Here is a 24637-nt window from a genome sequence, read left to right as displayed (position 1 = left end):
CGGGCTGACAGGGGATGGTAGCTAATCATCTCCCTGCGGAGAGACACAAGGAGCGACTTCAGTCGCGATCCCGCGCCGGCCTAGTATTCCAGCGTCACCGCCTCGTCGCCATAGCGGCCGCGCAGGTCGTCCACCAGGGACTCGTGCGGAATCACGCGCCAGTCCTCGCCGAGGAACAGGGCCGCGTCCGCTTCCCGGTGGCTCAGGTCGAGCAGCACCGCCAGCCCGCCGCCCTGCCCGTTGGCGCGGTACGGCGCCAGGGTCCGGTTGAGGGTGGCCGGCAGGCTGTCGTCCACCGGCACCTTGACGCGCAGGCGGCGGCCGAAGGTGGCCCGCGCCTCGCGCATGTCCATCACCTCGTCGGCCACCAGATTGAAGCCACCGGTGTAGTCGTCCATGCGCACACCGCCGCGTACCACCAGCAGGGCGTCCTTCTGCACCCGCTCGCCGTACTGGGCGAAGGTCTTGCCGAACACCGACACTTCCAGGCGTCCGGTTTTGTCGTCCAGGGTGACGAACGCCATGCGTTCGCCGCTGCGCTTGCTGCGGGTGATGCGCAGCGCCACCACCAGCCCGGCCACGGTGGCGGCCTCGCCCTTGCCGGTGGGCTGCAGCGCGTTGAGCCGGTTGCTGACGAACTGGCGCACCTCGGTCTCGAACTGGTCGATGGGGTGGCCGGTGAGGAACAGGCCCAGGGTGTCGCGTTCGCCGTTGAGGCGGATCTCGTCGTTCCAGTCCCGGGCCGGCTTCCAGGCCACCTCGGTGGTGGCGCTGTGGTCGTCGCCGCCGCCCCCGAACAGGTCCATCATGCCGGCGGCCTCGTTGCGGGCGTCCTGCTCGGCGGCGGCGATGGCGTCCGGCAGGGTGGCCATCAACACGGCGCGGTCGTTGAAGTGGCGGTTGGGGCCCAGCTTGTCCAAGGCGCCGGCACGCACCAGGGCTTCCAGGGAACGCTTGTTGATCTTCTTCAGGTCGATGCGGCGGCAGAAATCGAACAGGTCCTCGAAAGCCTTCTCGCCGGATGCGCCGGCGTCACCACCGCTGTCGCCCCGGGCGGTGACGATGGCGTCGATGGGGCCCTCGCCCAGGCCCTTGATGGCGCCCAGACCGTAGACGATGTCGCCTTCCGGGTTCACCGTGAAGCGGTAGCCGCAGGAGTTCACGTCCGGCGGCAGCACCTTGAGGCCCATGGACTTGGCCTCGTCGATGAAGGTCACCACCTTGTCGGTGTTCTGCATATCCGCGGAGATCACCGCGGCCATGAATTCCGCCGGGTAATGGGCCTTGAGCCAGGCGGTTTGGTAGGCCACCAGGGCGTAGGCGGCGGAGTGGGATTTGTTGAAGCCGTAGCCGGCGAACTTCTCCACCAGGTCGAAGATCTTCATCGCCAGGTCCGGGTCGATGCCCTTGTCCTTGGCGCCGGATTCGAAGATCTCGCGCTGCTTGGCCATCTCCTCGGGCTTCTTCTTACCCATGGCGCGGCGCAGCATGTCCGCGCCGCCCAGGGTGTAGCCGGCCAGCACCTGGGCGATCTGCATCACCTGTTCCTGGTACAGGATCACGCCGTAGGTGGGCTTGAGGATCGGCTCCAGCCATTCGTGCTGGTACTGCGGGTCCGGGTAGGCCAGCGGCTCGCGGCCGTGCTTCCGGTTGATGAAGTTGTCGACCATGCCGGATTCCAGCGGCCCCGGCCGGTACAGCGCCACCAGCGCGATGATGTCCTCGAACACGTCGGGCTTGAGCTTCTTGATCAGCTCCTTCATGCCCTGACTTTCCAGCTGGAACACGGCGGTGGTGTCGCCCTTCTTGAGCAGATCGAAGCTGGGTTTGTCGTCCAGCGGAATGCGCTCGATCTCCAGGGGGCCCTCCCCTTCCCGCGCCCGACGCACATTGGCGGCCTTCACCGCCCAGTCGATGATGGTCAGCGTCTTCAGACCCAGGAAGTCGAACTTCACCAGGCCGGCGGCTTCCACATCGTCCTTGTCGTACTGGGTGACCAGGTTGTCGCCTTCCTCGTCGCAGTGCAGCGGCGCGAAGTCGGTGAGCTTGCCCGGGGCGATCACCACGCCACCGGCGTGCTTGCCCACGTTCCGGGTCAGGCCCTCCAGCTTGAAGGCCATCTCCATGATCTCGTTGACCGCTTCCTTGTCCGGGTTGCCGTCGTCCTCCAGGAATTCGCGCAGGTTGTCTTCCTGCTCCAGGGCCTTGGCCAGGGTCATGCCGGGGGTGCCGGGAATCATCTTGGAGAGGCGGTCGGCCATGCCATAGGGCTTGCCCTGTACCCGCGCCACGTCGCGCACCACCGCCTTGGCGGCCATGGTGCCGAAGGTGATGATCTGGCTCACCGCGTCGCGGCCGTACTTGTCGGCCACGTAGTTGATCACCCGGTCGCGCTTCTCCATGCAGAAGTCCACGTCGAAGTCGGGCATGGATACCCGTTCCGGGTTGAGGAACCGTTCGAACAGCAGGTCGTATTCGATGGGGTCCAGATCGGTGATGCCCAGGGCATAGGCCACCAGGGAGCCGGCACCGGAACCCCGGCCCGGGCCCACCGGGACCTCGTGCTGCTTACCCCACTGGATAAAGTCCGCCACGATCAGGAAGTAACCGGGGAAACCCATCTGATTGATGATGTCGAGCTCGAACTGCAGGCGCTGATCGTAGGGCTGGCGTTTGGCGTCGTAGTCCGGGTCGGCGCGGTCCAGCAGCACCGCCAGGCGCTCCTCCAGACCTTCCCGGGACACCTTGCCGAAGTATTCCTCGATGGTCAGCCCCTCGGGGATCGGGAACTCCGGCAGGAAGTTCTCGCCGAGGCGGATGTCCAGGGTGCAGCGGCGGGCGATCTCCACGCTGTTTTCCAGCGCTTCCGGGAGATCGGAAAACAGCGCCGCCATCTCCTCCTCGCTTTTCAGGTACTGCTGCTCGGAGTACTTGCGCGGGCGGCGCGGGTCGTCCAGGGCGTTGCCGTCGTGGATGCAGACCCGTGCCTCGTGGGCCTCGAAGTCCTCCGGCCGGATAAAGCGCACGTCGTTGGTGGCCACCACCGGCAGCCCCAGTTCCGTGGCCAGCGCCACGCTGGCGTGCAGGCAGTCCTCGTCGCCGGGCCGTTCGGTGCGCTGCACCTCCAGGTAGAACCGGTCGCCGAAGGCGCGCTGGTAGTCCGCCGCCCGCTCCCGGGCCTGGTCGGTCTTGCCGGCCAGCAACAGCCGCCCCACGTCGCCGACCCGGGCACCGGACAGCAGAATCAGCCCCTCGTTGAGCTCAAGCAGCCATTCCCGGCGGATCAGCGCCCGCCCGCGGTGCTGGTTGCTCTGCCAGGCGCGGCTGATCAGCAGGGTCAGGTTGCGGTAGCCCTCTTCGTTCTGCACCAGGCAGCAGACATAGTACGGCTCGTCCTCCGGGTCGTCCGCCTGCACCCACAGGTCGGCGCCCATGATCGGCTTGAGGCCCGCGTTCATGGCGCCGGAGTAGAACTTGATCAGGGCGAACAGGTTGTTCTCGTCGGTGACCGCCACCGCCGGCATGCGCAGGGTGCCGCAGGCCTTGATCAGCTCCTTGACGCGCACCACCCCGTCCACCAGGGAGTAATCGGTGTGTACGCGCAGATGGACGAAGCGGGGTTCAGTCAAAGCCGGGCTCCCGGGCAGTGGGGTGAATGACGTCGAAACAGGCGGCCACCGGCGCGAACGAGCGGCGGTGCTCGGCCAGCGGACCGTGTTCGCGCAGCGCCGAAAGATGCTCGGCGGTGGCGTAGCCCTTGTGGCGGTGGAAACCGTACAGCGGGTAGCGCTGGTGCAGCGCCACCATCTCCGCGTCGCGGGCCACCTTGGCCAGGATCGAGGCGGCGGCGATGGCCGGCACCCGGCCGTCGCCCTTGACCACCGCCTCCGCCGGGCAGGCGAACACCGGGCTGCGGTTGCCGTCCACCAGCACCGCGTCCACCTGGGTGGCCAGGGCTTCCACCGCCCGCACCATGGCCAGATGGGTAGCGTGGTAGATATTCAGTTCGTCGATCTCGTGGTGTTCGGCGCGGCCCAGGGCCCAGCCCAGGGCGCGCTCGCGGATGGCGTCGGCGAGCGCCTCGCGGCGGGGCGGCGTCAGGGTCTTGGAATCCGCCAGACCGTCGATGGGCCGCGCCGGGTCCAGCACCACGGCGGCGGTGACCACCGCGCCCACCAGCGGCCCGCGGCCCACCTCATCGACGCCGGCCAGCTGCATGCCGGCGCGCCAGGCAAAGGCGCTGGGCCGGAACGGCTCGGGCAGATCGTACTCGGCGAAAGGGCCGGCAAAGGCTCCGCTCATCGGGGCGTCTCCTCAAGCAGCGCCGCCACCGCCGTGGCGGCTTTCTCGCTGGCGCCGCCGCGCAGTTGTTGGTGGACCCGGGTGAAATCGTCCTTCAGGCGCGCCACCCCATCCGGATCGTCCAGCCAGACGGCCACGGCGTCCGCCAGGGCGGCGCCGCTCAGGTCCTTCTGCACCAGTTCCGGCACCAGGGGCTTGCGGCACAGCAGATTGGGCAAGGCCACATAGTCGCTTTTCACCAGCCGCGAGACAATGGCGAAGGTCACGGCGCCGAGCCGGTAGCCCACCACCATGGGCTTCTTCAGCAGCAGGCCCTCCAGGGTGGCGGTGCCCGAGGCCATCATCACCGCGTCGGCGGCGGCCATCACCGTGCGGCCCCGGCCGTCCACCACCGTCACCGGCAGGTCGGTGCCGGCCAGGGCCGCGTCGATCTGCGCCCGGCGGGCGGCGCTGGCGGCGGGGATCACAAAGCGCAGCGCGGGATAGCGCCGGTGCAGCCGGAGCATGGCGTCGGTGAAATCGGGCATCAGCTGCCCCACTTCCCCGCCCCGGCTGCCCGGCAGCACCGCCAGGATGCGGCCGTCTTCCGCCAGCCCCAGCTCGCGGCGCGCCGCCAGGGTGTCCACCTCCAGCTCGATCATGTCCGCCAGGGGGTGGCCCACGAACGCCACCGGCACGCCGTGCTCTTCGTAGAAGCGGGCCTCGAAGGGGAACAGGGTGAGCATCAGGTCCACGTCCCGGCGGATGCCCTTGACCCGCCCCTGGCGCCAGGCCCACACCGACGGGCTCACATAGTGCACCGTCTTGAGACCGGCGGCGTGGACCCGTTTCGCCACGCCCAGGGTGAAATCCGGGGAATCGATGGTGATCACCACCGCCGGGCGGCGGGCGAGCAGGTCGTCCACCAGTTGCCGGCGCAGCCGGAACAGTTCCGGCAGATGGCCGATCACCTCGGTGATGCCCATCACCGAGAGCTTTTCCATGGGAAACAGGCTGTGCTGGCCGGCGGCGGCCATGTGCTCACCGCCCACGCCGATAAAGCGGGCCGCCGGCCAGCGGCGGCGCAGCGCCTCGATCAGGCCGGCGCCCAGCAGATCGCCGGAGGCTTCACCGGCGATCAGGGCAATCAGGGGGGCGTCGGGGGCATCCATGGTGGATACCTCAGCGGGTGATGCCGCGCTCCGAGGCGCGCAGGGAATCCAGGAACAGGGCCAGCGGCGGGCAGCCGTCCTGCTGGGGGGCCAGCTCGGCGATGGCCTGCTCCAGGGTCAGACCACGGCGGTAGACGGTTTTGTAGGCGCGTCGCAGGGTGGCGATCACGTCCGCGTCCCAGCCGCGCCGGCGCATGCCCTCGAAGTTCATGCTGCGCGCCGAGGCCGGGTTGCCGCCCACCATTACATAGGCGGGCACGTCCTTGAGCACCAGGCTGCAGCCGGCGGTCATGGCGAAGGAGCCGATGCGGCAGAACTGGTGAATGCCGGTCATGCCGCCCAGGATCACGCCGTCGCCGATTTTCACGTGGCCGGCGATGCCGGTGGTGTTGGCGATGATGTTGTCGCTGCCGATGCGGCAATCGTGGGCCACGTGCACCGTGGCCATCAACAGATTGTTGTCGCCCAGGCTGGTGATGCCCTCGTCCTGGACGGTGCCCCGGTGCAGGGTGCAGTGCTCGCGGATCACGTTGTTATCGCCGATTTCCAGGCGCGTGGGTTCACCGCGGTACTTTTTGTCCTGGCATTCCTCGCCCACCGAGGCGAACTGGAAGATGCGATTGTTGCGGCCGATGGTGGTGGGCCCCTGGATCACCACGTGCGGCCCGATCACGGTGCCCGCGCCGATGGTCACATGGGCGCCGATCACGGAATAGGGACCGACTTCCACGTCGCCGGCCAGTTCCGCTTTGGGGTCGATGATGGCTGTGGGATGAATCATGGTCGGGGTTCCGCCCTGGCGTTGCGAATGAGGATGGAAAGGCGACGAGTATACCCCGGGGCCAGCGCCTCTAGCGACGGCCCCGGGGACAATAGGGCCGGGCCCTAGACTCGCTGTTCGGCCACCAGCAGGTCACAGGCCGCCACCAGCTTGCCGTCCACTTCCGCGTGGCAGGAAAACTTGGCGATGTTGCGGCGATGGGTGAGCCACTCGGAGTGCAGCATCAGGCGGTCGCCGGGCACCACCTGACGCTTGAAGCGCGCCTTGTCGGTGCCCACCAGCAGGTAGATGAAGCCGTCCGCCGGGCGCTTGTTCTCGGTGACGAAGCCGAGGATCCCGGAGGCCTGGGCCAGCGCCTCGATGATCAGCACGCCGGGCATGATCGGTTCCTGGGGGAAGTGCCCGTTGAAGAACGGCTCGTTGATGGAGACGTTCTTGTACGCCTCGATACGCTTGCCCGGCTCCACGGAAACCACGCGGTCGACCAGCAAAAAGGGATAGCGGTGAGGCAGGTATTCCCTCACCTCATGAATGTCCATCATGTTCTTTATCCAACCAAAGACAGGAGCCTGCGCGACGCTATTCCCCGGCGTCGCGCTCCAGTTTACGCACCCGGCGGTGCAGTTCGTCCAGATGCCGGAATCGGGCCACGTTACGACGATAGCGGTCCTGCTTGTCCACCGGAAGCGCGGAACCGTAGGTGCCCGGCTCGGTGATCGACCGGGAGACCAGGGACATGCCCAGAATCTGAACCCGGTCGCAGATTTCCAGATGACCGGAGAGGCCGGCGGCGCCGCCGATCAGGCATTGGGCGCCGATGCGCGTGCTGCCGGCGATGCCCACCTTGCCGGCGATGGCGGTGTGATCGCCGATCACCACGTTGTGGGCCACCTGGATCTGATTGTCCAGAATCACGCCATTGCCGATCACGGTGTCGTCGATGGCGCCCCGGTCCACGGTGGTGCCGGCGCCGATTTCCACATCGGCGCCGATGCGAACCCCGCCCACCTGGGCGATCTTGGTCCAGCCATCGGCACCGGGCGCGAAGCCGAAACCGTCGGCGCCCAGCACGCAATGGGCGTGTATGATAGAGCGCGGCCCGATGGTGACACCATGGTAAATTGTAACATTTGGCCAGATATGACAGCCGTCGCCGATCTCACAGCGGGCGCCGATCACCGTGTTGGCGCCGATCACCACGCCCTCGCCGATCACCACCTCCGCCTCGATCACCACATTGGGCCCGACGCTGGCCGACGCCGGCACCCGGGCCGACGGGTCCACCACCGCCGAGGGGTGCACCCCCGGCGCCGGCGCCGGCGCGGTGTCGAAATGCCGGCTGATGCGGGCATAGGCCATGTAGGGATCGGCCACCACCAGCGCCGCCACCGGACAATGCTCGAGCTGGTCGGCGCGCAGCAGCACCGCCGCCGCGCCGGTGGTTTCCAGCTGCGAGCGGTAGCGCGGATTGGCCAGAAAGCTGAGCTGGTCGCCACGGGCGGAGGCCAGGGTGCCGAGCCCGGTGACCGTCAGGTCCCCCGGGCCGTGCAGTTCGGCGTCCAGTTCCTCGGCGAGAAAAGCCAGAGTCACCGACATCGGATTACTTCATTTTATTCAGTTGCTGGGTGACCGCGTCGGTGATGTCCATGTTGGACTGCACGTACACCACCGCCTGGGCGTTCATCACCACATCCAGGTTTTCCCGCTCGGCCACGGTTTCCACCGCCTGCTTGAGCTTGGGTTCCATCACTTCCAGGATTTCCTGCTGGCCCTTGTTCAGCTTGCGCTGGGCGGACTGGCGCAGATTCTGCAGCTCGATCATTTTCTGCTGACCCTGGGTCTGCAGGTCCTGACGCTCATCCTCGCTCATGGTCATGCCCTCTTTCTCCAGGCGACCGCGCAGCTTTTCCACTTCACCGCCGAGGCGGTCGAGGCGGGACTGCTCGTCCTTGAGGGAGGATTCCAGTTTGCCGAAACGGTCCTGGAATTCATCCGCCTGTTGCAGGGCGCCGATGGGATCAACCACGCCGATCCGTTGTTCGGCGGCGGCCAGGGCGGGAACAATCAGCAAAGCGGCAAGCAATATTTTTTTCATCATTCACTCCTAAAAGGTTTGCCCCAGGGAGAACTGGAACACTTCCGTGTCATCGCCGGACTGGTCGTTGAGCGGCGTGGCCAGGTTGAAACTCAGCGGACCGATGGCGGTCAGCCAGCTCAGGCCGATACCGGCGGAAGCACGCAGTTCGTGAGTGTCGAACTCGTCGAGCCCGTTGTCGAACTTGGTTTCGAACACATTGCCCGCGTCCACGAACAGGAAGGTGCGCACGCTGCGCGATTCCGCCGCGAACGGGGTCGGGAAGATCAGCTCCAGGCTGGCTTCGGTGAGCAGGTTACCACCGATCGGGTCCGGATCGGGATCGCTGACGCCTTCGTTGACGTAATACAGCGCCGGCGAGCGCGGCCCCAGGGAGCGGGACTCGTAACCGCGCACCGAGCCGATGCCACCACCGTAGTAGGCCTCGAAGAACGGCAGCCCCTGGTCGTCGCCGTAGCCGTCGCCGTAGCCCACGTTACCGCGGGTGCGCACGGTCCAGTTGTTGGTGATCGGGAAGTACTTCTCCCCTTCCCAGCTGGCCTTGTAGAACAGATAGTCGGAGCCGGGCACCGCGGCTTCCAGCCGGAAGGTGCTGGCCCAGCCCCGGTCGGGCAGGATGCCCCGGTTCAGGGTGCTGGTGCGCAGGGAGGCGCTCAGTTTGAACTCGTTGAACTTCTCCCCTTCCCGCTCCAGGAAGTCGTCGATGGCCACGGCGATGTAGTCACCGCGCTGCACCTTGGTCTGCTCCACGCCGCCGCCGAAGTTCAGCCGGGTGTACTCGGAGATCGGGTAACCGAAGGTCACGTTGCCGCCGGCCCGGTCCGCCGCGTAGGAGGACAGCCGGGTTTCGTCGAAGTCGATCTTCGAATAGAACAGGCTGAAGCCACGGCTCACGCCGTCCAGGGTGTAGTAGGGGTTGTAGTGCGAGAAGCTGTAGGAGTCGCGGATGTCACTGCGGCTCAGGGAGAACGACACCCGGTTGCCGTTGCCCCGGAAGTTGTTCTGGCTGATGTTGGCGCCGAAGATCACGCCGGACGCATCGGAGTAGCCCACGTTGGCGCCGATGGACCCGGACGGCTGCTCCTGCACATCGTAGTTCACGTCGACCAGGTCGTCGGCGCCGGGCACCCGGTCGGTGTCCGCTTCCACGGTGGAGAAATAGCCGAGACGCTGCAGACGCTCGCGGGACAGATCGATCAGCGAGGTGTTGGCCGGCGCGTCCTCGAACTGGCGCAACTCGCGGCGCAGCACTTCGTCCTCGGTCTTGATGTTGCCGCTGAAGCCGATGCGGTTCACGTACACGCGACGGCCCGGGTCCACGTAGAAGGTCACGTCCACGGTGTCGCCGTCGCCGGTTTCCTGCTCCACGCCACGCACTTCGGCGAAGGTGTAACCCTCGTTGCCGAGGCGGCGCTTGATCAGGTCACTGGTGTAGGTGACCAGTTGCTGGCTGAACACCTGGCCTTTCTGGATCACCACCAGCGGCTTGAGCTCCTTCTCGTCGACCACCAGATCGCCGGACAGCTGCACGTCGTTGACGCGGAACTGCTCGCCCTCGGCCACGTTGACGGTGATCAGCACGCGCTCCCGGTCCGGGGTCACCGACACCTGGGTCGATTCAATGGAGAAATTGATATAGCCCCGGTCCAGGTAGTAGGACCGCAGGCGCTCCAGGTCACCGGCCAGGCGCTGGCGGGAATACTTGTCGTCGCCCTTGATGAACGACCAGAAATGGGACGGGCTCAGCTCGAACCCGTCCAGCAGCTCCTCGTCGCTGAACAGCGTGTTGCCGACGATGTTGATGTCGCTGATGCGCGCCGCCTTGCCCTCGTAGATGGTGATCTTCAAAGCCACCCGGTTACGCGGCAGCGGCGTCACCTCGGTTTCGATGTCGGCGCCGTAGCGGCCCTGGGCGATGTACTGGCGCTCCAGCTCCCCGGAGATCGCCTCCAGGGTGGAGCGCTGGAACACCTCGCCTTCGGCCAGGCCGGCCTGGGTCAGGCCCTTGCGCAGGTCTTCCTCCTCGATGGACTTGTTGCCCTCCAGCTCGATGCGGGCAACGCTCGGCCTCTCGGCCACCACCACCACCAGGTCGTTGCCGTCCCGGCCAAGTTGCACGTTTTCGTAGTTGCCGGTGGCGAACAGGCGTTTGACCGCCTCGCGCACCGCCGCCTGGTCGATGGTGTCACCGGCCTGGATCGGCAGGGCCGCGTAGACCCGCTCCACCGGCAGCCGCTGCAGCCCCTCGACACGGATGTCGCGGACCTTGAACGGCAGGCCGGCCTCGGTCTGGGCCTGGGCCGGAAAGAAGATACAGAAACAGACGATAACCAGGGTGGCGCCCAGCAGGCGTCTCAGGGAGGTGTTTGCGGCGAAATTCATGAAAACTGTCGCACCAGGTCGTTATAGATGGCCAACAACATGAAACTGACCACCAGCGTCAGCCCCACGCCCTGCGCGGTGGTCAAAAACCGCTCAGGCAGGCTGCGCCCGCGAATCATTTCAATGATGCCGAAGAGTATCCAGCCACCGTCCAGCATGGGCACGGGCAGCAAATTGATGATCCCGAGCGTGATGCTCAGGTAGGCCAGCAACATCAGGAAGCTGGCAAAACCCACGGCGGCGCTTTCTCCCGCCACCTGGGCAATGGTCACCGGGCCGCCGAGACTGTCCAGCGGCAAGTGACCGGTGAAGAGCTTGACCACACTGGCCCAGATAACGTTCACCTGCTGGCCGAACCGGTCGGCGGCGGCGCCCACCGCCTGGGCCGGCGCGTAGGTGTGTTCCACCAGGCCGCCGGGACCCACGCCCAGCTGGCCCACCGTGGTGCCCTGGTAGTCCACCGGCTGCGGATACAGAGTCAGGTCCAGCACCCGGCCGTCGCGCAGCACGGTGGCCGGCAGCGCCTGGCCGGCGCTGTTCTGCAGCAGCTCACGCCAGGCGCCCCAGCCTTCCACCGGCTGGCCGTTGGTGGTCAGCACCAGATCGCCGACCCGGACCCCGGAGCGCACCGCCCCGCTGTCCTCGGCGATGCGGCCGATCTGCACCGCCGGGCGCAATCCCAGCACGGTGAGCGGCGACTGATCCGGCTCGGCGGACCAGCGGCCCATGTCCAGCGGGCGGGTGGCGATGTCGCCGTCCGCCTCGCGCACCTTCACCGGCACCGGCGCGTCCTCGCCCAGGTGCAGCACCAGGGCGCTGATCACGTCCTGCCAGCCTTCCACCTCGCGGCCGTCCACCGCCAGCCAGCGGTCGCCGGCCTGGAACCCGGCCTCGGCGGCGGGCGACTGGGCCACCGGCTGGCCGATCACCGCCAGGCTGTCGCGCTGGCCCACGGACATCATCAGCAGCCAATAGATCAGGAACGCCAGAATAAAGTTGAACACCGGACCGGCGGCGTAGGTGATCACCCGCTGCCAGGCCGGTTTGCCGGAAAATTCCTCGTCGTCGCGGGCGTCCGGGGGCAACTCGCCATCGCGCCGGTCCAGCGGCTTGACGAAGCCCCCAAGGGGAATCGCGCTGATCACCCAGTCGGTGCCCTTCTTGTCGGTGAAGCGCGCCAGGCGCGGGCCGAAGCCCACGGAGAACGTGAGCACGCGCACGCCAAAGGCGCGCATGGCCAGAAAGTGGCCCCACTCATGGAACGCCACGATGACCACGATGGTGACGACAAAGGCCAACAGCGTCAGCATGCCCACTCTTTGATCAGGCGCCGGGCCAGAACCCGGGCCTCGCTATCCACGTTCATGACCGCGTCCACGTCGGCGCAGTCCGGGGCCGGCAGGCCGGCCAGGGTGTCCTGCACCACCGCCGGGATGCCGTTGAAGCCCAGCCGCCGGTCCAGAAAGGCGGCCACCGCCTCTTCATTGGCGGCGTTGAGCACCGCGGTGGCGGCGCCGCCCGCCTCCATCGCCTGGCGGGCCAGCCCCAGGCAGGGAAAGGCGGCGTCGTCCGGCGCCCGGAAATCGAGCCCGGCCAGGGTCCGGAAATCCAGGCTCGGGGCACCGGATTCCAGCCGCTCGGGCCAGGACAGGGCGCAGGCGATGGGCGTGCGCATGTCCGGGGTGCCCATCTGCGCGAGCACCGAACCGTCCAGGTATTCGACCATGGAATGCACCACGCTCTGCGGGTGAATCACCACGTCGATGCGCGCCGGCGGCACGTCGAACAGCCAGCACGCCTCGATGAACTCCAGCCCCTTGTTCATCAGGGTGGCGGAATCCACGGAAATCTTCGGGCCCATGTCCCAGTTGGGGTGGCGCACCGCCTGTTCCGGCGTCACCGCCTCCAGTCGCGTCCGATCCCAGCCCAGGAAGGGCCCGCCGGACGCGGTCAACAGCAAACGCCGTACCCCCGGGCCGACCCCTTCACGGGGCAGGCACTGGAAGATGGCGTTGTGCTCCGAGTCCACCGGCAGCAGGGTGGCGCCGTGGCGGCGCACCGCGTCCATGAACAGAGCGCCGGTGACCACCAGGGTCTCCTTGTTGGCGAGCAGGATCTTCTTGCCCGCCTCCACCGCCGCCAGGGTCGGCCGCACGCCGGCGGCGCCGACGATGGCGGCCACCACGGTGTGCGCCTCGTCCAGGGCGGCCACCCGGGCCACGCCCTCATGGCCGGCCAGGACCTCGGTGTCTGACCCGGCCTCCCGGAGATGGTTCCGGAGGGCCTCCGCCGCCGCCGGGTCGGCCAGGGCGGCGAAGCGCGGACGCCAGGTCAGGCACTGCTCGGCCAGTTCCCGCCAGCGGTGGCCAGCGGTGAGGCCGATCACCCGGTAGCGTTGCGGGTGCCGGGCCAGCACGTCCAGGGTCTGGCGCCCGATGCTGCCGGTGGCGCCGAGAATGGTAACCGCTTCGGAGGCAGTTGTATCCCCGCTCAGGGCTGCTGTCTCCCCGCTCAAAGCTGGCCTCCGGGGAGGTCGAACCAGCTGAGGCCGGCCAGGGCCACCGGCAAAGCGGCGGTGACGCTGTCGATGCGGTCCAGCATGCCACCGTGGCCCGGCAGCACCGTGCCGCTGTCCTTGATGCCCCGTTCGCGCTTGATCATGCTTTCGAACAGATCACCAAGCACCGACGCCAGCACCGTGAGCAAAGCCGCCACCATCAGGGCCGGCAGCCGCGCCTCCAGCCAGCCGGTGTAGAACACCGCGGCCACCACCAGCAGCGCCAGCAGCACGCCACCGACCAGGCCTTCCACGGTCTTGCCCGGGCTCACCCTGGGCGCCAGCTTGTGGCGGCCGAGCGCGCGGCCGGCGAAATAGGCGCCGGTGTCCGCCGCCCACACCCAGACCAGAATGAACAGCAGCGCCCACGGGCCCGCCAGGCCCAGGGCACCGTGATCCTGCAGCTCCACCACCGCCATCCAGGACGGCACCAGCACCAGCCAGCCCACCGGCACCATGACCGCCGGGCGGAACCAGTAACGGGCGTTGCGCGGGTAACCGAGCACCGCCACCAGCGCCAGCAGCCACCACAGCGGCAGCAGGGTGAACAACCAGGCCGGGCGGAACAGCTCGGCGGCCACCATCAGTGCCGCCAGCGACAGGCACCAGAGCAGGCGTCCGGGGACGCTCAGCCGGCCGATCATGCCCGCCCACTCCCAGCCGCCGACCAGGAAAAAGGCCCCGGCGACCACGGCGAACGGCAGGCGCTCCAGGCCGAACACGGCGCCCAGCACCACCGGCAGCAGCACCAGGGCGGTGATCACCCGCAATTTCAGCATTCCGCTTCTCCGTCGGCGTCCAGCTGTTCGCCGGAACGGCCGAACCGGCGTTGCCGGCCGGCGTAATCGGCCAGGGCGGCGTCCAGTTCGTCGCCGTCGAAATCCGGCCACAGGGCCGGCGTGAAGTAGAGTTCCGCGTAGGCCGCCTGCCACAGCAGGAAGTTGCTCAGGCGCTGCTCACCGCCGGTGCGGATCAGCAGATCCAGCGGCGGCAGATCGGCGGTGGACACCCGCCGGTCCAGGGCGGCGGCGTCGATGCGGTCCGGGTCCAGCCCGCCGTCGCGCACTTCCCGGGCCAGGGCGGCGGCGGCCTGGGCCAGATCCCACTGGCCGCCGTAATTGACCGCCACCACCACGGTCATGCGGTCGTTGCCGGCGGTGCGCGCCTCCGCTTCGGCCATGCCGTCGCGCAGCGCCGGCTCGAAGGCGGAACGGTCGCCGATAAAGCGCAATCGCACCCGGTTGTCGTGCAACTGATCGACGCGCTGTCCCAGGGCGTTGACGAACAGGCCCATCAGGTGATTGACCTCGTCCTCCGGGCGGCGCCAGTTTTCGGAACTGAAAGCGAACAGGGTGACCACCTCCACGCCCTGGCGGGCGGCGCGGCGGATCACCTTCTGCAGGGTGCGTTCGCCGGCACGGTGGCCCTCCGCGCCGGGCAGGCCGCGGCGACGCGCCCAGCGATTATTGCCGTCCATGATGATCGCCACATGGCGGGGCACCGTGCCCTGGTGGCTATCGATATCCGGTGCGGAGGAGTCGGGTTTTTTATCGTCCATAAAAAAGATCGGGCTGCCGACCAGCGGCATCCCGACGTCACCGTTCGATTGTATTCGGACAACGGCCGGAGGGGCGGCGCCCCGTCCGCTTACACCGTCATCAGCTCCTCTTCCTTGACCTTCAGCATCTTGTCCACTTCAGCCACCATCTTGTCGGTAAGCTGCTGGATCTGTTCCTCGCCGTGGCGGGCCTCGTCCTCGGAGATTTCCTTCTCCTTGAGCAGATCCTTCAGGTCGCCGTTGGCGTCACGGCGGATATTGCGAATCGCCACCTTGGCATGCTCGCCCTCGGCGCGCACGTGCTTCACCAGGCCCTTGCGGGTCTCCTCGGTGAGCGGCGGCAGCGGCAGCCGGATCACAGTGCCGGCGGTGGACGGGTTGAGCCCCAGGTCGGAGGTCATGATCGCTCTTTCCACGTCCGGCACCAGGCTCTTGTCGAACGGCGACACGATCAGGGTGCGGCCTTCCTCCACGGAGATATTGGCCACCTGGTTCAGCGGCGTGTCGGAACCGTAGTAGCTGACGTGGAGACCGTCCAGCAGGCTGGGATGGGCCCGGCCGGTACGGGTTTTCTTGAGGGCCACGTCCAGCGCGTCCAGGCTTTTCTTCATGCGCGACTGGGCGTCTTTCTGAATATCGTCGATCACCTTTATTCCTCTCTAGCGGCTTCCACCAGGGTCCCTTCGCTGCCGCCCAGCATCAGGTTGAGCAGCGCACCCTGCTTGTTCATGTTGAACACGCGCAACGGCATGTCGTGGTCGCGGCACAGACAGATCGCGGTGAGGTCCATGACGCCGAGCTTGCGGTCGATGACCTCGTCGTAGGTCAGCCGTTCGTACTTCTCGGCCTGGGGATTGGTCACCGGATCGTCGTTGTACACGCCATCCACCTTGGTGGCCTTGAGCACCACGTCGGCGCTGATCTCGATGCCGCGCAGGCAGGCGGCGGAGTCCGTGGTGAAGAACGGATTGCCGGTGCCGGCGCAGAAAATCACCACCTCGCCGTTCTTGAGATGCCGGTTGGCGTTGCGGTGGTCATAATGCTCCACGATGCCGCTCATGGGAATGGCTGACATCAATCGGGTACGAATGTTGGAGCGCTCCAGGGCGTCGCGCATGGCCAGACCGTTCATCACCGTGGCCAGCATGCCCATGTGATCGCCGGCCACCCGGTCCAGGCCGGCGGTCTGCAGCGCGGCGCCACGGAACAGGTTGCCGCCGCCGATCACCAGGCCCACCTGGACGCCGATACCCACCAGCTGGCCGATCTCCAGGGACAGGGTGTCCAGCACCCGGGGGTCGATGCCGAACCCCTCTTCACCCGCCAGCGCTTCACCGCTCAGCTTGAGCAGAATACGGTTATAGCGCGGCGAGCGCTCCTTGCTCTTGGCCATCTCTTGTTCTCCGCCACTCATGAATACCCGCCGTTTGTCCGACCGCCGGTGATGCTCCGGCGGTTAATGAAACCATTTGGGGTCGCCCGCGCCAAGGGTGCGCCACCGGGTGCCGGGCGACCGGTCGAAAAAAACGCCTTGCTGGTCCTGCCAACAAGGCGTTTTTCGTACTTCAGACACAGAAGGCGATCAGCCTTTCGCCTGTGCCATTACCTCAGCGGCGAAGTCCACTTCTTCTTTCTCGATGCCCTCGCCCACCACCAGGCGCTCAAAGGCCACCACTTCGGCGCCGGCGTCTTTCACCAGCTTGCCCACGGTGGTGTTGGGATCCTTAACGAACGGCTGATCGTTGAGGCTCACTTCCTTGAGGAACTTGTTGATGCGGCCACCGACCATCTTCTCGACGATCTCGGCGGGCTTGCCTTCCATGTCCGGCTGGGCGCGGATGATCTCGCGCTCCTTGTCGAGCACCTCGGCGGGCACTTCGTCGGACTTGACCACCATCGGGTTGACCGCGGCCACGTGCATGGACACGTCCTTGCCCAGCTCGGCGTCGCCGCCGTTCAGGGCCACCAGCACGCCGATCTTGCCACCGTGCACGTAGGAACCGACCACGCCGTCGGCGCTCAGACGCACGGCGCGACGCACCTGGATATTCTCACCGATTTTCTGCACCAGAGCCTGACGGGCCTCTTCCAGGGTGCTGCCGTCCTCGAGCTTGAGCTCGGCGATCTTGGCCACGTCGACTTCGTCGGCGGCCAGCGCGGCGCCGGCCACTTTGTTGCAGAAGCCCAGGAAGTTGTCGTCACGGGCCACGAAGTCGGTTTCGGAGTTGATTTCCACCATCACGGCGCGCTTGTTGTCGTCGCTGGTGGCCACTACCACGGCACCCTCGGCGGCGGTACGACCGGCTTTCTTGGCGGCTTTCGCCTGGCCGGACTTGCGCAGATCCTCAATGGCCTTCTCGATGTCACCGTCGGCTTCGACCAGGGCGTTCTTGCATTCCATCATGCCCAGACCGGTGCGCTCGCGGAGCTCTTTCACCATTGCAGCAGTTACAGCAGCCATGCTTACCTCTTGAAACTTTGAATTCGGGGAATGCGGTCGGGGCGGGCCGCTCGGCCCGCCCCGGGGGTGATCAGCCTTCGGCCTGCTCGTTCTCGGCCTGGGCGTCCTCGACTTCGACGAACTCGCTGTCACCGCCGCCCTGGGTCTGGGCGTACTCGCGGCCTTCCAGGATGGTGTCGGCGGCTGCCTTCACGTACAGGTGGATGGCGCGGATGGCGTCGTCGTTGCCCGGGATCACGTAATCGATGTCGTCCGGGTTGGAGTTGGTGTCGACCACAGCCACCACCGGGATACCCAGCTTGCGGGCTTCCTGGACGGCGATGTCTTCATGGTCCACGTCCACCACGAACAGCGCGTCCGGCAGGCCGCCCATGTCCTTGATGCCGCCGATGGAGCGTTCCAGCTTCTCCATCTCACGGTGACGCATCAGCGCTTCTTTCTTGGTCAGCTTGTTGAGGGTGCCGTCCTGCTCCTGGGCTTCCAGGTCGCGATAGCGCTTGATGGACTGACGGATGGTCTTCCAGTTGGTCAGCATGCCGCCCAGCCAACGGTGATCCACGTACGGCATGCCGCAGCGCTGCGCTTCCTCGCGGACCGCTTTCTGCGCGGCGCGCTTGGTGCCGACGAACAGGATCTTGTTGTTGCTGGCCGCCAGCTTGTTCAGGAACGCCATGGCGTCGTTGAACAGCGGCAGGGTGCTTTCCAGATTGATGATGTGAATCTTGTTGCGTGCGCCGAAGATGTAAGGCTTCATCTTCGGGTTCCAGTAACGGGTCTGGTGGCCGAAGTGCACGCCTGCCTTCAGCATATCGCGCATGGTTACGCTCATTAGGTTATCTCCTGGGTTAGGCCTCCACGCCCCCCATGACTCAACCCCCTTCCCGAAGGAGCGTCCCGAAGGACGCTGGGGCACCCAGAGCCATGTGCCGGAGCGTGTGTGTGATTTCCCTTCGCCGATAACCAGCGGGTACAATGGCGCACCGTTTGGCGGCGCCCTGGCCGCCGGGATCGAGGAAGGCGCGCGCTTTATACCACAGCCCCCCTTCACGGGCAACGGAAAAGCCGCCGGCACGCCCTGACGCCGCCCGCTTTCCAGCCGCCCAAGCCACTGAAAATGCTGGAGTTTCCCTTTTCACCATGAATGTCACGCTGAAAACCCCGGACGACATCGCCAAAATGCGCGAGGCGGGCCGCCTGGCCGCCGAGGTGCTGGATCTGATCGGCGAGCACGTGCGCCCCGGGGTCACCACCGAGGAACTGGACCGTATCTGCCACGACCACATCGTCAACGAGCAGAACGCCATCCCCGCCTGCCTGGGCTACCGGGGCTTCCCCAAGTCCGTGTGTACCTCCGTGAACCACGTGGTCTGCCACGGCATCCCCAGCGACAAGAAGGTGCTCAAGAAAGGCGACATCATCAATATCGACGTCACCGTCATCAAGGACGGCTGGCACGGCGATACCAGCAAGATGTTCTATGTGGGCGAGCCGTCGGTGCTGGCCCGCCGTCTGGTGGAGACCACCCGGGAGTGCATGCTCACCGGCATCCGCATGGTGCGCCCGGGCGTGCGCCTGGGCGACATCGGCCACGCCATCCAGAAGCACGCCGAGGCGGAACGCTTCTCGGTGGTGCGCGAATACTGCGGCCACGGCATCGGTCAGGTGTTCCATGAGGAGCCCCAGGTTCTGCATTACGGCAAACCCGGCACCGGCCTCGAACTGAAAGAAGGCATGGTGTTCACCATCGAGCCGATGATCAACGCCGGCAAGGCCGCCAACAAGGTGCTGCCGGACGGCTGGACCGTGGTCACCAAGGACCGCAAGCTGTCCGCCCAGTGGGAGCACACCCTGGCGGTGACCGCCGACGGCTATGAAGTGCTCACCGCCCGCCAGGAAGAAACCGACCTTTATTAAGGACGTCGTTATTTGGGACCGAATGCCGCCGCCATGGATTTAACGCCCCCGCTCAGCCCCGACCAGCTGCTCGCCGCCCTGCGCGACAGCGAGCAACCCGGCCAGCGCGCCCGCGCCTTCCTCGAGGAGGGCCAGGCGCGCCTGGATCAGGCCTTCGACCAGGTACCGATCGCCGAGCTGGTGCACGGGCGCGCCCGCCTGGTGGACCGGGTGCTGGTGGCCGCCTGGTCCCTGTTCGAACTGGACGGCTTCCAGGACGTGGCGCTGGTGGCGGTGGGCGGCTATGGCCGTGGCGAGCTGCACCCCCACTCGGACGTGGACCTGATGGTGCTGTTCCGCGCCACGCCGGCCCGGGACGCCTGCTCCGCCCTGGAGGGCTTCGTCGCCTTCCTGTGGGACATCGGCCTGGAAACCGGCCACAGCGTGCGCACCCTGGATGAGTGCGAGGCGCTCGCCGGCCAGGACATCACCGTGGCCACCAATATCATGGAGGCGCGCACCCTGGCCGGCGACGACCGGGTCCGCCAGGCGCTTTCCGAACGCACCGGCCCGGACCGCATGTGGCCCACGGACCGCTTCTTCGCCGCCAAATGGGAAGAGCAGACCGCCCGGCACCGCAAGTACAACGACACCGAATACAACCTCGAGCCGGACCTGAAAAACGCCCCCGGCGGGCTGCGCGACGTGCAGATGATCGCCTGGGTGGCGAAACGCCATTTCGGAGGAGACAGCCTGGAAGCCCTGGTGGAAGCCGGCTTTATCACGCGCACCGAGTTCGACGCGGTGAGCCGCTGTCTGGACTATCTGTGGCGGGTGCGCTGGCAGCTGCACAGCCTCACCGGCCGCAACGAGAATCGCCTGCTGTTCGATCATCAGCGTCAGTTGGCGGAGCGCCTGGGCCACCAGGATTCCAACGCCAATCTGGCGGTGGAACTGTTCATGAAGGAGTTCTACCGGGCGGCCCTGGCCCTGTCGGTGCTCAACGACATGCTGCTGCAGCTGTTCGACGAGGTGATCCTGCGCGCCGGCGAGCCGGACAAGGTGCGCCCGCTCAACCGCCGCTTCCAGGTGCGCAACGACTACCTGGAAATGAGCGCGCCGGACATCTTCCGCAAGCACCCCTCGGCGCTGCTGGAAGCCTTCGTGCTGATGGCCCAGAACCCGGACCTGAAGGGCATCCGCGCGGCCACCGTGCGCGAGCTGATCCATTGCCGGCGGTTGATCGACGACGACTTCCGCGACAACAAGGCCAACAGCGCGCTGTTCATGCAGCTGCTGCGCAGCCCCCATGCCCTGTTCACCCAGCTGCGCCGCATGAAGCGCTACGGCATTCTCGGCAAGTACCTGCCGGAGTTCGGGCGCATCGTCGGCATGATGCAGTACGACCTGTTCCATATTTACACGGTGGACGCCCACACCCTGCTGGTGGTCAAGAACATGCGCCGCTTCCGCTACGAGGATCAGCGCGACGCCTTCCCGGTGGCCTGCGAGGTGTTCTACCGCCTGCCCAAGCCGGAGCTGCTCTATGTGGCGGGGCTCTACCACGACATCGCCAAGGGCCGTGGCGGCGACCACTCCGAACTGGGCGCCGACGACGCCATCGCCTTCTGCCAGCGCCACGGTCTGACCGCCTGGGACGCCAAGCTGGTGGCCTGGCTGGTGCGCAACCACCTGACCATGAGCGTCACCGCCCAGCGCAAGGACATCTCCGACCCGGACGTGGTGCACGAATTCGCCCGCACCGTGGGCGACCTGGTGCATCTGGATTACCTGTACGTGCTCACGGTGGCCGACATCAACGCCACCAATCCGGCGCTGTGGAATTCCTGGCGCGCCTCCCTGCTGCGCCAGCTTTATCTGGAAACCAAACGCGCCCTGCGCCGTGGCCTCAACAATCCCCAGGACAAGCAGGACTGGATCGACGAGACCCGCGACGAAGCCCTCAAGCTGCTGGCCGAGCGCGACCACGACATCAAGGCCATCGAGGCCCTGTGGGCCAATATCGGCGACGAGTATTTCCTGCGCGAAACGCCCTGGGACATCGCCTGGCACACCGAGGCGCTGCTGGAGCGCAGCAACGACCGGGACCCGCTGGTGCTGATCCGCGAATCGGAAACCGGCCAGCAGGGCAATCAGGCGGAAGGCGGCTCGCAGATCTTTATCTACACCCCGGACACCCGCAACCTGTTCGCCGCCACCGTGAACGCCCTGGACAGCCTGGGGCTGACCATCATGGACGCGCGCATTATCACCAGCGCCGACGGCTTCAGCCTGGACACCTACATCGTGCTCGACGAACACGGCACGCCGATCGGCGACGACTGGCCGCGCATCGAGCACATCCGCAAGACGCTCACGGAGACGCTCAAGCACCCGGAGCAGTTCGGCACCACGGTGAGCCGGCGCATGCCGCGCCGCAACAAGCACTTCGACGTGCCCACCCAGGTCACCATCAGCAACGACATCGTCAACGACCGCACCGTGGTCGACGTGCAGACCCTGGACCGGCCCGGCCTGTTGGCGCACATCGGCCGTATCTTCGTGCGCTTTGAGCTGCTGGTGCAGAACGCGCGCATCGCCACCCTGGGGGAAAAGGCGGAGGACGTATTCTTCGTCACCGACCTGGACGGCCAGCCGGTGTCCGACCCGCGGCTGTGCGAGCGCCTGCGCGACACCCTGATTCAGGAACTGGACGATCGCAGCAAGGACGACGCCCTCTCCGTCACCATCTAGCCCCTGACAAGGACCACCATGAATCCCGATCTGGAACGGTTGCATCCGTACCCGTTTGAAAAACTCGGCGCCCTGTTCGCCGGCCTGCCGGTGGCGGACAAGCCGCACATCGCCCTGTCGATTGGCGAACCGCAGCACCCGTCGCCGGACTTCGTGCAGCAGGTGCTGCGCGACAACACCGCCCTGCTCGCCAAATACCCGGCCACCGCCGGGCTGCCGGAACTGCGCGAAGCCATCGCCGGCTGGCTGACCCGCCGCTTCAAACTCAGCGGTGTGGACGCGGACCGCCAGGTGCTGCCGGTGAACGGCACCCGGGAGGCCCTGTTCGCCTTCGCCCAGGCGCTGCTCGACCGGGACCAGCAACCTCTGGTGCTGATGCCCAACCCCTTCTATCAGATCTATGAAGGCGCCGCCTTTCTCGGCGGCGGCGAGCCGGTGTACCTGCCCTGCACCGCCGCCAGCGGCCTGCAACCGGACTTCGACGCGGTGGACGAAGCGGTCTGGAAACGCACCCGGCTGCTGTTCATCTGCAGCCCGGGCAACCCCACCGGCGCCGTGCTCAGCACCGCCCAGTTGAAGGCACTGATCCAGCTCGCCGACAAGTTCGACTTCGTGATCGCCTCCGACGAATGCTACTCGGAAATCTACCGCGACAAGGCACCGCCGGGACTGCTGCAGGCCTGCGCGGAAATGGGCCGGCACGACTACCGGCGCTGCGTGGTGTTCCACTCCCTGTCCAAGCGCTCCAACCTGCCCGGCCTGCGCTCCGGCTTCGTGGCCGGCGACGCCGATGTGCTGGCCGGCTTTCTGCGCTACCGCACCTACCACGGCTGCGCCATGCCCGTGCATCACCAACTGGCCAGCATCGCCGCCTGGAACGACGAGGCCCATGTGGCGGCCAACCGCGCGCTCTACAACGAGAAGTTCAAGGCGGTACTGGACATTCTGGGCGAGCCACTTAAGGTATCCGCCCCGGACGCGGGCTTTTACCTGTGGCCGAAGACGCCGGTGGACGACGAAACCTTCGCGCGCCGCCTCAAGGCGGAGGAAAACGTCACCGTGCTGCCCGGCCGTTATCTGTCGCGCACCGTGGACGGCCGCAACCCGGGCAAGAACCGGGTGCGCATGGCGCTGGTGGCGGAGCTGGACCAATGCATCGAAGGCGCGCGGCGCATCCGCGCCCTGATTGAGAGGCTGTGACCATGGCGATCACCATCTACGGCATCAAGAACTGCGATACCATGAAGAAGGCCCGCGCCTGGCTGGACCAACAGGGCGTGGACTACCGTTTTCACGACTATCGTAAGGACGGCGTGCCCGAGCCGGCGCTGCGCCAATGGATCGCGGCACTGGGCTGGGACACGGTGATCAACCGTCGCGGCACCACCTGGCGCAAGCTGGACCCCGAGGTGCGCGAGAACATGGACGCCGATGCCGCCGCCGAACAGGCCCTGGCCAACCCGTCCCTGATCAAGCGACCGATCCTGCAAACCGATGACCACCTGCGCGCCGGCTTCAACGCCGACGAGTGGAAGACACTGATTCAGTAAGCGCCGGCGCCGGGCGCGCCACGCTAAAGGAGAACGACATGAGCACGATTTTCGCAATGGCCCTGGGCTGCGGCACCAAGAACCGCGACGAACACTGGCTGGAAGTGTTCTATCCGGACCCCTACCTGAAACCGGACCCGAAGCTGGTGGACGTGATCCGCGAGGAAGTAGGCTACGAAGGCGGTAACGCCGCCCTGGAACTGACCCACCGTCAGGTTCAGCATCTGGCCCGGGAATGGCGCGACGCCGGCTTCGAGCACGAAGCCAGCTACGCGGTGGCGTTCCAGGAAAGCGAGCAGCCGCTGGTGCTGACCATCCTGGAAACCGACGCGGAGCCGGCCTCCACCCCGGAGGCCTACCTCAAGCTGCACCTGCTTTCCCACCGTCTGGTCAAACCCAACGGCGTGGTGCTCAGCGGCATCTTCCCGCTGCTGCCCAACGTGGCCTGGACCAATGAGGGCGCCATCGACCTGAACGAACTGCCCGAGCGGCAGCTGCTGGCGCGCCTCAACGGCAAGCTGCTGGAAGTGAACAGCGTCGACAAGTTTCCCAAGATGACCGATTACGTGGTGCCCGCCGGCGTGCGCATCGCCGACACCGCGCGGGTTCGTCTGGGCGCCTACGTGGGCGAAGGCACCACCGTCATGCACGAAGGCTTTATCAACTTCAACGCCGGCACCGAAGGCCCGGGCATGATCGAAGGCCGTATTTCCGCCGGCGTGTTCGTGGGCAAGGGCTCCGACCTGGGCGGCAGCTCCTCCACCATGGGCACCCTGTCCGGCGGTGGCAACATCGTGATTTCCCTGGGCGAGAACTGCCTGCTCGGCGCCAACGCCGGCACCGGCATCCCCCTGGGCGACCGCTGCACCATCGAAGCCGGCCTGTACATCACCTCCGGCACCAAGGTGGAAGTGCTGGATGAGAACGGCGACGTGGCCGACACCGTCAAGGCCCGCGACCTGGCCGGTCAATCCGACCTGCTGTTCCGTCGTAATTCCGTGAACGGCGCGGTGCAGTGCCAGACCAACAAAAGCGCCATCGCCCTCAACGAAGAACTGCACAAACACAACTGAGCCGCCACGAGCTGCAAGCTTCAAGCCACAAGCAGGCCCCGGAAGTCTGCGTGCCTGGAGCTTGTAGCCTGTAGCTTGGA

Annotated in this window: 21 protein-coding genes; 5 read left to right on the top strand and 16 right to left on the bottom strand. The window is 66.6% G+C overall.

Features of this window, described 5'->3' with window-relative positions:
• Positions 1–80 precede the first annotated feature (80 nt).
• From dnaE to rpsB, 16 genes are all read right to left on the bottom strand, one after another.
• Positions 81–3629: a DNA polymerase III subunit alpha gene (dnaE, locus tag IM760_RS14220; protein ID WP_204430500.1), complete on the bottom strand. Its 3549-nt coding sequence runs from the start codon at positions 3627–3629 to the stop codon at positions 81–83.
• Positions 3622–4302, bottom strand: coding sequence for a ribonuclease HII (gene rnhB / locus IM760_RS14215; protein ID WP_204430499.1), 681 nt, complete (start codon positions 4300–4302; stop codon positions 3622–3624). Before rnhB ends, dnaE begins: the two co-directional genes overlap by 8 nt.
• A complete protein-coding gene (gene lpxB, locus IM760_RS14210; protein ID WP_204430498.1) occupies positions 4299–5453 on the bottom strand; it encodes a lipid-A-disaccharide synthase in 1155 nt (384 codons plus the stop codon). Before lpxB ends, rnhB begins: the two co-directional genes overlap by 4 nt.
• Positions 5454–5463: 10 nt before the next feature.
• Positions 5464–6234: an acyl-ACP--UDP-N-acetylglucosamine O-acyltransferase gene (lpxA, locus tag IM760_RS14205; protein ID WP_204430497.1), complete on the bottom strand. Its 771-nt coding sequence runs from the start codon at positions 6232–6234 to the stop codon at positions 5464–5466.
• A gap of 104 nt (positions 6235–6338) precedes the next feature.
• Positions 6339–6773, bottom strand: a complete 435-nt coding sequence (gene fabZ, locus IM760_RS14200; protein WP_455550485.1) for a 3-hydroxyacyl-ACP dehydratase FabZ — start codon at positions 6771–6773, stop codon at positions 6339–6341.
• 40 nt (positions 6774–6813) lie between these two features.
• Positions 6814–7830, bottom strand: coding sequence for a UDP-3-O-(3-hydroxymyristoyl)glucosamine N-acyltransferase (gene lpxD, locus IM760_RS14195; protein ID WP_204430495.1), 1017 nt, complete (start codon positions 7828–7830; stop codon positions 6814–6816).
• 4 nt (positions 7831–7834) lie between these two features.
• Entirely contained in the window at positions 7835–8329 is a 495-nt protein-coding gene (locus IM760_RS14190) for an OmpH/Skp family outer membrane protein (protein ID WP_204430494.1), read from the bottom strand.
• A gap of 9 nt (positions 8330–8338) precedes the next feature.
• Positions 8339–10711, bottom strand: coding sequence for an outer membrane protein assembly factor BamA (gene bamA / locus IM760_RS14185; protein WP_204430492.1), 2373 nt, complete (start codon positions 10709–10711; stop codon positions 8339–8341).
• Entirely contained in the window at positions 10708–12021 is a 1314-nt protein-coding gene (gene rseP / locus IM760_RS14180) for an RIP metalloprotease RseP (RefSeq protein ID WP_204430490.1), read from the bottom strand. Before rseP ends, bamA begins: the two co-directional genes overlap by 4 nt.
• On the bottom strand, positions 12015–13226 hold the full coding sequence (gene ispC / locus IM760_RS14175; protein ID WP_239549849.1) for a 1-deoxy-D-xylulose-5-phosphate reductoisomerase: 1212 nt from the start codon (positions 13224–13226) through the stop codon (positions 12015–12017). The genes rseP and ispC overlap by 7 nt, the downstream gene beginning before the upstream one ends.
• Positions 13223–14047: a phosphatidate cytidylyltransferase gene (locus tag IM760_RS14170; RefSeq protein WP_204430488.1), complete on the bottom strand. Its 825-nt coding sequence runs from the start codon at positions 14045–14047 to the stop codon at positions 13223–13225. Before IM760_RS14170 ends, ispC begins: the two co-directional genes overlap by 4 nt.
• Positions 14041–14826, bottom strand: a complete 786-nt coding sequence (gene uppS, locus IM760_RS14165) for a polyprenyl diphosphate synthase (RefSeq protein WP_204430486.1) — start codon at positions 14824–14826, stop codon at positions 14041–14043. Before uppS ends, IM760_RS14170 begins: the two co-directional genes overlap by 7 nt.
• 89 nt (positions 14827–14915) lie before the next feature.
• Positions 14916–15473: a ribosome recycling factor gene (gene frr / locus IM760_RS14160; protein ID WP_204430485.1), complete on the bottom strand. Its 558-nt coding sequence runs from the start codon at positions 15471–15473 to the stop codon at positions 14916–14918.
• Between the two features lie 2 nt (positions 15474–15475).
• Positions 15476–16219: a UMP kinase gene (gene pyrH, locus IM760_RS14155; protein ID WP_204430484.1), complete on the bottom strand. Its 744-nt coding sequence runs from the start codon at positions 16217–16219 to the stop codon at positions 15476–15478.
• A 189-nt stretch (positions 16220–16408) separates the two neighbouring features.
• Positions 16409–17287: a translation elongation factor Ts gene (gene tsf, locus IM760_RS14150; protein WP_204430483.1), complete on the bottom strand. Its 879-nt coding sequence runs from the start codon at positions 17285–17287 to the stop codon at positions 16409–16411.
• A 70-nt stretch (positions 17288–17357) separates the two neighbouring features.
• Positions 17358–18116 (bottom strand): 30S ribosomal protein S2, encoded by a 759-nt coding sequence (gene rpsB / locus IM760_RS14145; protein ID WP_204430482.1) that lies wholly within the window; start codon positions 18114–18116, stop codon positions 17358–17360.
• A 308-nt stretch (positions 18117–18424) separates the two neighbouring features.
• Between rpsB and map the strand changes: the two genes are divergently transcribed.
• Genes map through dapD form a run of 5 tightly spaced genes read left to right on the top strand, consistent with a single transcriptional unit; the run spans position 18425 to position 24557 of the window.
• Positions 18425–19201 carry a type I methionyl aminopeptidase gene (map, locus tag IM760_RS14140; protein WP_204430481.1) on the top strand — a complete coding sequence of 259 codons (777 nt, stop codon included), beginning with the start codon at positions 18425–18427 and terminating at the stop codon, positions 19199–19201.
• A 33-nt stretch (positions 19202–19234) separates the two neighbouring features.
• The gene (locus tag IM760_RS14135; RefSeq protein ID WP_204430477.1) at positions 19235–21934 is read left to right on the top strand and encodes a [protein-PII] uridylyltransferase; all 2700 of its coding nucleotides are present in this window, start codon (positions 19235–19237) and stop codon (positions 21932–21934) included.
• 18 nt (positions 21935–21952) lie between these two features.
• Positions 21953–23134 (top strand): succinyldiaminopimelate transaminase, encoded by a 1182-nt coding sequence (gene dapC, locus IM760_RS14130; protein WP_204430476.1) that lies wholly within the window; start codon positions 21953–21955, stop codon positions 23132–23134.
• 2 nt (positions 23135–23136) lie between these two features.
• Complete coding sequence (locus tag IM760_RS14125) at positions 23137–23484, top strand: ArsC family reductase (RefSeq protein ID WP_204430475.1); 348 nt, start codon at positions 23137–23139, stop codon at positions 23482–23484.
• Positions 23485–23522: 38 nt separating this feature from the next.
• Positions 23523–24557, top strand: coding sequence for a 2,3,4,5-tetrahydropyridine-2,6-dicarboxylate N-succinyltransferase (gene dapD / locus IM760_RS14120; protein ID WP_204430473.1), 1035 nt, complete (start codon positions 23523–23525; stop codon positions 24555–24557).
• The last annotated feature ends 80 nt before the right edge of the window (positions 24558–24637 follow it).

It is taken from the genome of Alloalcanivorax marinus (assembly GCF_016906305.1).
GTDB lineage: Bacteria > Pseudomonadota > Gammaproteobacteria > Pseudomonadales > Alcanivoracaceae > Alloalcanivorax > Alloalcanivorax marinus.
The sequence above is the reverse complement of the archived record's forward strand: the minus strand, read 5'-3'. Positions and strand labels throughout refer to the sequence as shown.

Coding starts and splice junctions, on each gene's coding strand:
- rnhB (WP_204430499.1), bottom strand. CDS start 4,302: ATGAGCGGAGCCTTTGCCGGCCCTTTCGCCGAGTACGATCTGCCCGAG.
- lpxB (WP_204430498.1), bottom strand. CDS start 5,453: ATGGATGCCCCCGACGCCCCCCTGATTGCCCTGATCGCCGGTGAAGCC.
- lpxA (WP_204430497.1), bottom strand. CDS start 6,234: ATGATTCATCCCACAGCCATCATCGACCCCAAAGCGGAACTGGCCGGC.
- fabZ (WP_455550485.1), bottom strand. CDS start 6,773: ATGGACATTCATGAGGTGAGGGAATACCTGCCTCACCGCTATCCCTTT.
- lpxD (WP_204430495.1), bottom strand. CDS start 7,830: ATGTCGGTGACTCTGGCTTTTCTCGCCGAGGAACTGGACGCCGAACTG.
- IM760_RS14190 (WP_204430494.1), bottom strand. CDS start 8,329: ATGAAAAAAATATTGCTTGCCGCTTTGCTGATTGTTCCCGCCCTGGCC.
- bamA (WP_204430492.1), bottom strand. CDS start 10,711: ATGAATTTCGCCGCAAACACCTCCCTGAGACGCCTGCTGGGCGCCACC.
- rseP (WP_204430490.1), bottom strand. CDS start 12,021: ATGCTGACGCTGTTGGCCTTTGTCGTCACCATCGTGGTCATCGTGGCG.
- IM760_RS14170 (WP_204430488.1), bottom strand. CDS start 14,047: ATGCTGAAATTGCGGGTGATCACCGCCCTGGTGCTGCTGCCGGTGGTG.
- uppS (WP_204430486.1), bottom strand. CDS start 14,826: ATGGACGATAAAAAACCCGACTCCTCCGCACCGGATATCGATAGCCAC.
- pyrH (WP_204430484.1), bottom strand. CDS start 16,219: ATGGCCAAGAGCAAGGAGCGCTCGCCGCGCTATAACCGTATTCTGCTC.
- tsf (WP_204430483.1), bottom strand. CDS start 17,287: ATGGCTGCTGTAACTGCTGCAATGGTGAAAGAGCTCCGCGAGCGCACC.
- rpsB (WP_204430482.1), bottom strand. CDS start 18,116: ATGAGCGTAACCATGCGCGATATGCTGAAGGCAGGCGTGCACTTCGGC.
- map (WP_204430481.1), top strand. CDS start 18,425: ATGAATGTCACGCTGAAAACCCCGGACGACATCGCCAAAATGCGCGAG.
- IM760_RS14135 (WP_204430477.1), top strand. CDS start 19,235: ATGGATTTAACGCCCCCGCTCAGCCCCGACCAGCTGCTCGCCGCCCTG.
- dapC (WP_204430476.1), top strand. CDS start 21,953: ATGAATCCCGATCTGGAACGGTTGCATCCGTACCCGTTTGAAAAACTC.
- IM760_RS14125 (WP_204430475.1), top strand. CDS start 23,137: ATGGCGATCACCATCTACGGCATCAAGAACTGCGATACCATGAAGAAG.
- dapD (WP_204430473.1), top strand. CDS start 23,523: ATGAGCACGATTTTCGCAATGGCCCTGGGCTGCGGCACCAAGAACCGC.